11 protein-coding genes are annotated in these 11,464 nt (G+C 26.8%); 8 read left to right on the top strand and 3 right to left on the bottom strand.

Annotated features, from left to right (window positions below; translation table 11 throughout):
* Positions 1 to 60: 60 nt before the first annotated feature.
* Positions 61 to 612: a DUF4303 domain-containing protein gene (locus RT575_RS01630; protein ID WP_313384357.1), complete on the top strand. Its 552-nt coding sequence runs from the start codon at positions 61 to 63 to the stop codon at positions 610 to 612.
* Between the two features lie 54 nt (positions 613 to 666).
* Here the strand turns inward: RT575_RS01630 and RT575_RS01625 are convergent, their stop codons facing one another.
* Positions 667 to 1,449 (bottom strand): HAD family hydrolase, encoded by a 783-nt coding sequence (locus tag RT575_RS01625; RefSeq protein WP_313578309.1) that lies wholly within the window; start codon positions 1,447 to 1,449, stop codon positions 667 to 669.
* Between the two features lie 169 nt (positions 1,450 to 1,618).
* Here RT575_RS01625 and RT575_RS01620 point away from each other — a divergent pair, with 169 nt between their 5' ends.
* The 7 genes from RT575_RS01620 to ribD all read left to right on the top strand — a co-directional run bounded on the left by RT575_RS01620 (position 1,619) and on the right by ribD (position 9,841).
* Positions 1,619 to 3,292 (top strand): GLPGLI family protein, encoded by a 1,674-nt coding sequence (locus tag RT575_RS01620; RefSeq protein WP_313578307.1) that lies wholly within the window; start codon positions 1,619 to 1,621, stop codon positions 3,290 to 3,292.
* A gap of 93 nt (positions 3,293 to 3,385) precedes the next feature.
* Entirely contained in the window at positions 3,386 to 4,117 is a 732-nt protein-coding gene (locus RT575_RS01615) for a DUF4290 domain-containing protein (RefSeq protein ID WP_313578305.1), read from the top strand.
* A gap of 24 nt (positions 4,118 to 4,141) precedes the next feature.
* Complete coding sequence (gene murA, locus RT575_RS01610) at positions 4,142 to 5,452, top strand: UDP-N-acetylglucosamine 1-carboxyvinyltransferase (RefSeq protein ID WP_313384362.1); 1,311 nt, start codon at positions 4,142 to 4,144, stop codon at positions 5,450 to 5,452.
* A gap of 11 nt (positions 5,453 to 5,463) precedes the next feature.
* Entirely contained in the window at positions 5,464 to 6,141 is a 678-nt protein-coding gene (locus RT575_RS01605) for a DedA family protein (protein ID WP_313578303.1), read from the top strand.
* Complete coding sequence (gene aroE / locus RT575_RS01600) at positions 6,138 to 6,872, top strand: shikimate dehydrogenase (RefSeq protein ID WP_313578301.1); 735 nt, start codon at positions 6,138 to 6,140, stop codon at positions 6,870 to 6,872. Before RT575_RS01605 ends, aroE begins: the two co-directional genes overlap by 4 nt.
* 57 nt (positions 6,873 to 6,929) lie before the next feature.
* On the top strand, positions 6,930 to 8,795 hold the full coding sequence (locus RT575_RS01595; RefSeq protein WP_313578299.1) for a DUF349 domain-containing protein: 1,866 nt from the start codon (positions 6,930 to 6,932) through the stop codon (positions 8,793 to 8,795).
* Between the two features lie 8 nt (positions 8,796 to 8,803).
* Positions 8,804 to 9,841 (top strand): bifunctional diaminohydroxyphosphoribosylaminopyrimidine deaminase/5-amino-6-(5-phosphoribosylamino)uracil reductase RibD, encoded by a 1,038-nt coding sequence (gene ribD, locus RT575_RS01590; protein ID WP_313578297.1) that lies wholly within the window; start codon positions 8,804 to 8,806, stop codon positions 9,839 to 9,841.
* Positions 9,842 to 9,998: 157 nt separating this feature from the next.
* On the opposite strand, the gene RT575_RS01585 is transcribed toward ribD, so the two are convergent.
* Both RT575_RS01585 and RT575_RS01580 read right to left on the bottom strand, forming a co-directional pair.
* On the bottom strand, positions 9,999 to 10,460 hold the full coding sequence (locus tag RT575_RS01585; RefSeq protein ID WP_313376158.1) for an Lrp/AsnC family transcriptional regulator: 462 nt from the start codon (positions 10,458 to 10,460) through the stop codon (positions 9,999 to 10,001).
* A gap of 90 nt (positions 10,461 to 10,550) precedes the next feature.
* Complete coding sequence (locus RT575_RS01580) at positions 10,551 to 11,300, bottom strand: DUF4241 domain-containing protein (RefSeq protein ID WP_313578296.1); 750 nt, start codon at positions 11,298 to 11,300, stop codon at positions 10,551 to 10,553.
* Between the last annotated feature and the right edge of the window lie 164 nt (positions 11,301 to 11,464).

The following is an 11,464-nucleotide window of genomic DNA, read 5'->3' as shown; positions in this document are numbered from 1 at the left end:
TTTTTTTACTTTTCTGAAAAATTAATTTAGAATTATTTTATCAATTAAAATTATTAATGAATGGATTTTAATGAGTTCAAAAAACAATTAACTCTATCTACCAAACAAGCATTTTTAGAAATCTATAATCAAAACCCAAATGAGGAAATTTATTCCTTCGCATTATGTAACAATGACTCTAAAATTTCTATACATCCTTCATCAAATTCTTTAGAATATTTTAAAGAAGTATCTGATGATGATGACTTTTACTATTATAAATACGAACCTTCTGAATGGAAATATGAATATAAAGGTGCAGAAGAATTATTTAACGCAATTAATGATAATTGTAAATTAATAGTTGAAACACATGATGATGACGAAGATTGGTTTTACAATTTTCAACAGCAAATAAATGAAAAATGTATTGAAGTCTTAGAAGAATTAAAAAATGATGAATTCTTTAAAAGAGAAACGGGAAAAGAAATTTTTCTTAATTTCTCTGTCATTGATGAAGATTTAAATAAAGAAAAGCAAAAAACTATTATCGAAAAATTAAATAACAACCATTATAAAGATGATTATTTAAATTGGATGAAGTCTTGGGATAAAAGACGTAAAGTTTTATAATACAAAAAAGACTTGCTTCTTAGGCAAGTCTTTTTGTATTATAAAGAAATAAATTTAAATAAAATCATAATGCTTTAATGCATTCCAAACACCATGTTCATCAACAGAACTTGTTATGTGATCTGCTATTTCTTTTACATTTTTATTTGCATTTCCCATTGCAACTCCAATTTTACAACCTTCTAACATTTTTATATCATTACCTCCATCTCCAAAAGACATTGTTTTACTAAGATCTAAATTATCACGTTTGGCAATTCTTTTTATACCTTCCATCTTATTTACGTCTTTAGGATTAATGTCTGCAAAATATTCTATCCACCTTGTTCCTACACTATTTTTTAGAACATTCTCTAATAAAAATCTTTCTTCCTCTTCATTTACAAAAAGGTTCATTTGTATAATATTATCATTCGGTAGATCTCTTGGATTTATAACTTCTGGAACCTTTAATCCAAAATGATTAAAAGATTTTTCAATATTTTCATTTACTCGGTTTATACTAAATGGATTTTTTGTTGTCATATAAGAAAATGCAACAGGATTTTTTTTATCATATTCAAGCAAAGCTTTTATATCATCTGAATGAATATATTCAGTAAAAAATGTATTTCTATTAGCATCAGAACACATTCCGCCATTATTATTAATATATCCATTGAAACCAATTTCAAATATACTTTCTGGCATATCTGATAAATTACGTCCTGTAGCTATATATATTTTCTTATTATTCTGTTTTAATTTATGAAGTGCTTCAATTGTAGACTCAGAAAGTTCATGGTTTTCAAACCCTTGTAACGTTCCATCAAAATCAAAGAAAAAAGACTCTATCATAATATTTTTTATTTTTTATGGTTATTACTACAAAATTAATACCTCTATTTTGAATTACTATTCTATTATTTAAAAAACTATAACTAGTTAAAAATAATATTTTGAATAATATCCTAAATAGCGTACTTTAGTCTAATACAAAATACTTATACAATCTCTATAAAACAAAATGAAAATCAAATCATTATTTTTCACTTTTTGGATTTTAGTAATTCATATTCATGCTCAAGACACTTACTTAATTAGTTATGAAAAATATTCAAATGAAAAAAAAGTTGAAGAAAAAAATAAAATAAAAGTTGCTTCTAATATAAATGAAACAATTATAGGAACAGAAAATAATTTTAGTCAAAAAAAATCTTTTCCAAATGAAATTTCATATTTCAACAAAAAAAATCCAACTATATTAACTTATATTACTCAATTTGATTCTATTCATTCTATAACTAGTAATGATTCATTAATAATTAATAAACCCATTTTTAAAATAACAAAAGAAACAAAAAGAATTTTAGGATTACGCTGTCAAAAAGCTACTACTACTATTAATTCTAATAAAATTGATATTTGGTTCGTAAATAATATTGGAATTAATGCAGCTCCTACTCCATTAGGAATAAATCTAGGTTTAGTATTAGAAATGACTAGAAATAATAATTTTACTATAAAAGCTTCAAAAATTGAAAATTTAAAAAATATTGAACCTAGTCTATATATAAAAAAAGAAATTAATCAAGAAGCTGTAGATTTATTAACATATAAAGATATAATTTGGAAAAATAAATTCGTAGAAATTCCCTTATTAATTAATCAACAAATTAATTTCAGTTCAGAAATTGAATCAAATGATTCTATTTTAAGATTTTCTAACGGTACAGTTGTAGTTAGAAAAATTAAATTACCAATTATAAAAGAAGGAAGTCAGCTTTTTATAGATGTCAAAGAAAAATCTAACGGAGATGCTTATGACAGAACAGGTTCTATCTTCTTAATCCCTACTAATAATTCAATTAATTTTTTAGATGCGTTAAAAAAAGGTATAAACAAATTACCTATTTATACAAATGGTGATGGTAAAAAATATCAAGGATATTTTTCAACAGAAAATTATAGTTCTAATATTGAATTGATGAGATTTTTTACTCCTTTTGGAATAAATAAATTTAATCACATTCCTATTAAAAATATAAATTGGCAGAATGAAGTTGATTATCGCCAAGAAATCTCTGAATTTCAAACATTGTTATCTAATCAAGAAGTTTATATAGGCTATTTCATTGGTAATTATGATGGAGGAGGACATATTATTTCATCTAATTTAACAATTCATCCTCCATCAAAGATTACGCTGCCAATACAAAAAACATTTCCAATATTTAATACAGTAAATGTAATGGAAATGTCAGGGCAAGAATATTCAACACTTTTTTCAGATAATAATGGTTTACAAGTTGAGTTTACTTTAAATGAGGATTATAACAATGCTAAACTTCGTTTTATAACAACTGGACATGGAGGTTGGGAAAATGGAGATGAGTTTGTTCCAAAAGAAAATACTATATTTGTTGACAACCAAAAGGTTTTTAATATCATTCCTTGGCGACAAGATTGTGCATCTTATAGGACATACAATCCTGCCTCGGGTAATTTTGACAATGGTTTGTCTTCTTCAGATTATAGCCGATCAAATTGGTGTCCAGGAACCATTACAAATCCATATTATATAGATTTAGGTAATTTAAAAGCTGGTAAGCATACAATTCAAGTCAAAATTCCACAGGGAAAACCAGAAGGGAACAGTTTTAGTTATTGGAATATTTCTGGCGTTATTATTGGTGATTAATTAAATGAAAAATTATTAGTCTAAACCTTATATAACACCTAATAATTAGAATATAAATTCATAAATTTGCAACATACATAGTATAAACTTATAATGGAATATAATACACTTCGTTCACAACTAATTATTCCAGAATATGGACGTCATATTCAAGAAATGGTAGATTATTGTAAAACAATCACAGACGAAAAAGAACGTAACGGATTCGCGGAAATTATTATTGAAGTAATGGGAGAATTAAATCCTCATTTACGCGATGTACCAGATTTTCAACATAAACTTTGGGATCAACTTTTTATTATGGCAGAATTTGATTTGGATGTTAAATCTCCTTATCCTATTCCTACTAAAAAAGATACTGTAAACAGTAAACCAAATAAAGTAGACTATCCTCAGAGTATCTATAAATACAGATATTATGGAAATAATATACGTAAAATGATTGATGTTGCTGTTACTTGGGAAGAAGGAGAAAAAAGAGAAGGTTTATATTTTGCCATAGCTAACCATATGAAAAAATGTTACTTGCTTTGGAATAAAGATACAGTTGACGATTATGTTATATTTGATCATCTATATGATTTATCTGATGGTAAAATTGATTTAAGAAAAGTTGAAGATCAATTAGTTTCTCCTGAAAAAATGAATAGTAATAACAACTATCAAACAAACAGAAACTATCAGAACAACAATAGAAATAATCAAAACTCTAATAATAGAAATAATAATCACCAGAACAATAATAGAAATAATCAAAACTCTAATAATAGAAATAATAATCACCAAAATAATCGTAACCAGAACGTTCGAAATAATAAAGGGTAAAAAAACTATATATTAAGCAAAAAAATGGCTACATTTCAAATTACAGGAGGTAAACCTTTAAAAGGTGAAATAACTCCACAAGGTGCAAAAAATGAAGTTTTACAAATTTTATGTGCTGTTTTATTAACAAATGAACAAGTCCGTGTAAAAAATATACCAGATATACAAGATGTTAATCGTTTGATTGAAATTTTGGGTGATCTTGGGGTTAAAACACAAAAAAATGGAAAAGGTGATTATACTTTCCAATCTGATGAATTAAGATTAGATTATTTAAAAAGTGATCAATTTCGTAGAGATGGTGCTGCATTACGTGGTTCTATCATGCTAATGGGACCTTTATTAGCTCGTTTTGGTGAAGCATACATGCCAAAACCTGGTGGAGATAAAATTGGACGTAGAAGATTAGATACTCATTTTGAAGGATTTTTTGCTTTAGGAGCTAAATATAGATTTAATCCTGATGAGGATTTTTATGGTGTTGAAGTAGATGAAAATGGTCTACAAGGTTCTTTTATGTTATTAGAGGAAGCTTCTGTTACAGGTACAGCAAATATTATAATGGCTGCTGTTCTAGCAAAAGGAACCACAACTATTTACAATGCTGCTTGTGAACCTTATATACAACAATTATGTAAAATGTTGAATCGTATGGGAGCTAAAATTTCTGGAATATCATCTAACCTTTTAACTATTGAAGGTGTAGAGTCTTTAGGAGGAACAGAACATACTTGTTTACCTGATATGATAGAAATTGGTTCTTGGATTGGTTTAGCAGTTATGACAAAATCTGAATTAACAATCAAAAACGTATCTTGGGAAAATCTTGGTGTTATTCCAGATGTTTTTAGAAAACTTGGTGTTAAATTAGAAAAAGTAAATGATGATATATACATCCCTGCTCAAGAACATTACCAAATAGAAAGATTTATTGATGGATCTATTCTTACAATTTCTGATGCGCCTTGGCCTGGATTTACTCCAGATTTACTTTCAATTATACTTGTTATTGCTACACAAGCAAAAGGAAGTGTATTAATTCATCAAAAAATGTTTGAATCTAGATTATTCTTCGTCGATAAATTAATAGAAATGGGAGCCCAAATTATATTATGTGACCCACATAGAGCTACAGTAATTGGTCTTAACCAAGAAATACCATTAAAGGGAGCTAAATTAACTTCTCCTGATATTCGTGCTGGTATGTCTCTATTAATTGCTGCTCTTTCTGCTAAAGGAAAAACCGTGATTGATAATATCGATCAAATTGATCGTGGATACGAAGATATTGATGTTCGTCTTAGAGCAATTGGTGCTGATATAATAAGAGCCTAAAAAAATACCAAATGCAATCTATAATAGAATTTATCACCAATTTTGTACAGCGTCCAGATAAAGTTTTAATGGACATTATTAATAACTACGGTTATTGGATATATGTCGTATTATTCTTAATTATTTTTGCTGAAACTGGACTTATTGTTATGTCTTTCATTATGCCATTTTTACCTGGAGATGCTTTAATATTCTCTGTAGGAATGATTGCTGCTAACGAAAGTCAAAGTCATTTGCATATAGAATATATCATTCCTTTTCTTATGTTAGCTGCAATTCTTGGAGATAATTTAAACTATTATATTGGTCGAAAATTTGGAGGTTGGGTTCTTGGTAGAAAAGATTCATTTTTTCTTAAAAAGAAACATATAGAAAAAGCAACCTTTTTCTTTAATGAAAATGGTAAAAAAGCAATTATTATTGCTCGTTTTATGCCAGTTGTCCGCACAATAATTCCTTTTATTTGTGGTGTAACTCATGTCAATTATAAAACTTTTATTACATATAGTTTTATTGGTGCTGTATTATGGGTTGGTGTAATCTCTTTACTTGGATATACACTAGGACAATTTGATATTGTAAAACATAATTTAGAAAAATTTATTTTTGGTATTATTATATTAGCTAATATGCCATTAATTATAAGAATCATTAAAGGTCAATTTAACAAAGAAAATAAACAAGAATGATACAATTTGGATTAATTGGTAGAAATATCTCTTATTCATTTTCAAAATCTTATTTCGCTGATAAATTTAAAAAAGAAAACATTGTAGACGCTGTCTACAATGTTTTTGATTTAAATACGATAGATGAAGTTGAAAATGTATTTAAAGAAGAAGGTTTAGTTGGATTTAATGTAACTATTCCATATAAACAAGAAATTATACAATATTTAGATGAATTATCTCCAGAAGCTAAAGAAATAGGCGCTGTAAATACTGTATTAATTAAAAATGGAAAAAAAATAGGCTATAATACAGATTGTTATGGATTCCTTCATTCAATACAACCATTATTAACACCTAAACATCAAAAAGCATTGGTTCTAGGAAATGGTGGTGCTGCAAAAGCCGTTTATTATATATTAAACCAATTAAATATTGATTATAAAATAGTTTCAAGAAATTATTTAGAAAATCATTTTACTTATCAGGATATCAATGAAAATATATTGAATGAATATCAAATCATTATAAATTCATCACCCGTAGGTACTTTTCCTAATATAGAAAACGCGCCTCTTCTTCCCTATGATTTAATTACTAATAACCATTTATTATATGATTTAATCTATAATCCGCCATTAACTAAATTCTTAGAAAATGGACAAAATAAAGGTTCCATCATAAAAAATGGACATGAAATGTTAGTACTACAAGCAGAAAAAGCTTGGGAAATATGGAATAAAGTAGAATAATTCTCTTGATTTTGTTCTTTAAATTTATTAGATTTGAGAAACAAAACATAATTAATTATGAGTACTGAAATGGATAACCTGCACAATGCAGATGGAGAAAATCAATCAAAACCTATCTCTACAAGCAATTCTGAGAATGAATCTTATAAGACAGAAGAAACAAATAGCAATGAAAAAGAAAGTCAAATTTCATTAAAAGATTATGAGACTTTTAGTTTTGATGTTTTAATTAATGAGGCTAAAACTCTTTTAAGTAAATATCCTGTTCAAGAAATTCGCGAACATTTTAATCAAATAAGAGATGCTTTCAAAAACAAACTTGAAACAGAAGAAGCTATTAAGAAAAAAGCTTTCTTAGAAGAAGGTGGAAATGAATTAGACTTCAGATATGAAACTTCATACCGTGAGAAATTCAATACTGTCTATAGTGATTACAAAAATCAATTAGCTATTTATCACAAACAAAATGAAAAAAAAGAAGGTGATAATTTAACTGAACGTTTAGCAATTATTGATGAACTAAAAGCATTGTATCAAGAACCAAGTGATTCTAGTGCTGGTATGTTCAAAAAATTTCGTGAATTAAAAACTAGATGGCATAATGCAGGAAGAATTCCTAGTAAAGATGCCGAAAATATATTTAAAAATTATTTCTTTCATCTAGATAATTTCTATACTTATCTGGATATGAATAAAGAATTACAGACTTTAGATTATGCTCATAATCTAGAAGTTCGTTATTCTATTATAAAACGTGCAGAAGAGTTAATTAATGAACCGAATGTACAAAAAGCCTTAAACGAATTACAATATTTACATCGTTTATGGAAAGAAGAAGCTGTTCCTGTACAAGAAGACCTTCGCGAACCTACTTGGCAGCAATTTAAAGAACTTACTAATAAAATTCACGATAGAAAAAGTGAGTTAAATGAAAGAATAAAAAAAGAACAAGTAGAAAATTTAGAAAGAAAAGTAGAAATTATTGCAAGAATAAATGAAATTACTGCAAAATCTAATTCTAAATCTCATGGCGATTGGCAAAAGTCTATTGCTGAAGTAAATTCTCTTCGTGAGAGTTTTATTTCTCTTGGTCGAGTTTCTAAAGATAAAAATGCAAAAACTTGGGATGACTTTAAAGAAGCAACTCGTGCATTTAATCATGTTAAAAATGATTTCTACAAAAATTTAAAAACTGAACAACAAGTAAATTTAGAAAAGAAACTTGCTTTACTAGAAATAGCTAAAGAACATGCTGAAAGTACTGATTGGAATCATTCTGTTTCTGTTATTAAAAAAATTCAGAATGATTGGAAACACATCGGTCATGTACCTAGAAAAAATTCTGATAAAATTTGGAAGGAATTTAAAGAAACTTGTAATAAATTTTTCGACCGTTACAAAAAACGTCACGAACAAGACAATGAAGAATTAGAAAATAATTATGCTAAAAAAGTATATTTTATTAGTGAATTCAAAAAAATAACTATTTCTGACGATAAAGAAATTGCATTAAAAGAATTACAAGATTACAAGAATCAATGGAATGGAATAGGAAAAGTTCCAGCAGATAAATCAGATATTAGCCAAGAATTCAATACAATATACAATTCTTTTTTAAGCAACTTAAACCTATCTAAATCAGAATTGAATGATTACGAAGTTCAAGCATTTGTAAACAAAGTAAAATCTCAAGGAAACGGAGGAAACTTATTAGATGAGGAAATTAAAAAGACTCGAAAAGTTATTGACGATTTAGAAAAAGAAATCAATCAATTAGATAACAATGTTCATTTCTTTTCAAATGCCGATAAAAATAGTCCTTTACTAAAAGACGTTTACAAACAAATTGATGAAAAACGCAAAAAATTAACTGAAGCTGAAATAAAACTTAAAGCTTTATTTAATGTTGATCTTAATGATTAATTCTTAGCATGAAACAACAAACTATAGATGAGATGTTTATGTCTCGTTGTATACAAATAGCAACAAACGGATTAGGAACTACGTATCCTAATCCGTTTGTTGGTTCTATAATTGTACATAATAATAAAATTATAGGAGAAGGTTTTACTTCAGTATATGGAGGTCCACATGCAGAAGTAAATGCAATAAATTCCGTTAAAAATAAAGAATTATTAAAAGAAAGTACTATTTATGTTACTTTAGAGCCTTGTTCTCACTTCGGAAAAACTCCACCTTGTGCCAATTTAATTATAGAAAAAGAAATTCCAAAAGTTGTAATCGGAACCTTAGATCCTTTTGCTAAAGTAAATGGCGAAGGTTATTTACGTTTATTAAAAAATGGTGTTGACGTAACATTGGGTGTTTTAGAAAATGAATGCTTAAAACTTAATAGAAGATTTATTACATTTCATGAAAAAAAACGTCCTTACATCATTTTAAAATGGGCACAAACTGAAGATGGTTATATTGGTAGAGATGATATACAAAAATGGATTACAAACAATTATAGTAAACAATTAGTACATAAATGGAGAACTGAAGAACAATCAATTCTTGTAGGTAAAAATACTGCTTTGATTGATAATCCTCAACTAAATTCTAGATTGTGGGATGGAAATAATCCTTTACGAATTGTAATTGATAAAAACCTTGCTATTCCTAGAAATTTTCATGTTTTTGATAGAAATCAACCTACAATTATCTTTAATTCTATTGAAAATTCTGACGAAGAAAATTTAAAATTTATCCAATTAGATTTTTCTCAAGAAATTATTCCTGCTATTCTTAAACATCTATATGAATTAAATATTCAATCACTGATTATAGAAGGAGGATCTGATACAATTAAGCATTTTATAAACCTTAATTTATGGGATGAAGCACGTGTTTTAAGTTCGGATACGATTTGGAATGAAGGAATTCCTGCTCCTAAATTAAAAGGAACTAGAACCGAGAAATATAGATTTCTAAATGATGAATTATCTATCTTTGAAAATAGACTTTAATAATTAAATTATTAATGCAATAGCGATAGTAACGACATCCTTTTACTAAAACTCTTTTTTTTGTAAAAGACACAGTGTATAGCGCGACACGAATTGATTGCCCTAAATAAAAAAGTGAAAAATATAGTTTAGAATATTTTTCACTTTTTTATTGTTTTTAAATTAATTGATAAGCTGTATCGTCCTTTACATCTCCAATTACGAAAATACTATGCGAATTACCAATAACATTAATTTTAGTTAATTTATTAATCATAAAATCCCTGTATTCATCCATGCTTTCGAAAGCCATTTTTACGATATAATCATAATCACCACTAACATGAAAACAAGATTGAACTTCTTTTAAATTCTGAATTTCTTTTTCAAAAAATTGTATATTCTCTGTAGAGTGTTGTTGTAGTTTTATGTGACTAAAAACCAAAAGATCTTTATTGATAATTCTTCTATTAACTAGCGCAACATATTTTGAAATAATTCCAGATTTCTCTAATTTTTTTATCCTTTCGTGAATTGCAGTAGATGATAAACTTAGTTTATCTGATAATTCCTTATATGTTATCTTACTATTTTCTTGTAAATACATTAACAATTGTCTATCAATCGCATCAAACTTCATATTTAATTAATTTTTTTCTAAAGTATAAATATTTTTTTGAATAATAATCTATTTTAAATCAAAAAACACAAATTTATCAGAAAAAATACCCTATTCATCTTCTTCGTCATCAAAAGTTAATTCTAAATCTATAAATTGCGTCACAACTTCACAAATCTCATTATTTTCGTCAAAACCAAAATATACAGGATATACTCCATCACCAAAACCAGTTTGAATCATTGGTACATATAATTCTGTATTAGGAATTTTAAAATTAATCCAATCCCCTGTTTCTCTTTGATATTTTGGATTATCAATTGCATTTTGTTTAAATTGATCAGCGAAATAATTATCATAAATATTTGATTCAGGATTTTTTACTATCCAATTTTCAACAAAATTACAATAAGCATCTTTCGTTGAAACATCTACTATTGTTGCTAAACCTGCATCTACATTAAATCCAAAATACTCTCCTTCTTTAAAGTTAACTAAATCTTCATTCCCTAATAATGCTTCTTTATGTTTTATTGCTTTTGTATCTTTAGTTTTCAACCTTGTAGCTACATATCTAAAATAATCTTCTTCAAGTTCTACTACTAATAATGTTAATGGATGATTCCCATTTGGAATAGATTCTAGATATGGTGTTTCATTTTTTTGTAAATAAACCAATGGATCTCTCACTAATAATTCTCCTGTTGGAAAAGGTAACTCTCCTATTTCTATTTTATGCAAAGGTTTATCAAACATTTCTTTCAAAGAAAAATATTCATTAAAGTCACTTACAGAAGATAAAATATCTTGTTTAGATTCGTACAAATTTAACCATTCTTGGGTTGGAATTATTTTTGACATAATTTTTTACTTTTTATAAAACAATAAAAATACAATTTGAAAATAATTGAAACGAATAAATATAAATTATTTTCTCTATATACTGACCAAAATCTTATCAATGAAAATAATTTGAAAAGTATTTCACCTTTCTTAAAAATTTATTCTTTTAACTCTTTTAAATA

Source organism: Chishuiella sp. (assembly GCF_032109125.1).
Taxonomy (GTDB): Bacteria; Bacteroidota; Bacteroidia; order Flavobacteriales; family Weeksellaceae; genus Empedobacter.
Note: the sequence above shows the minus strand (reverse complement) of the source record. Positions and strands in the feature narration are given on the sequence as shown.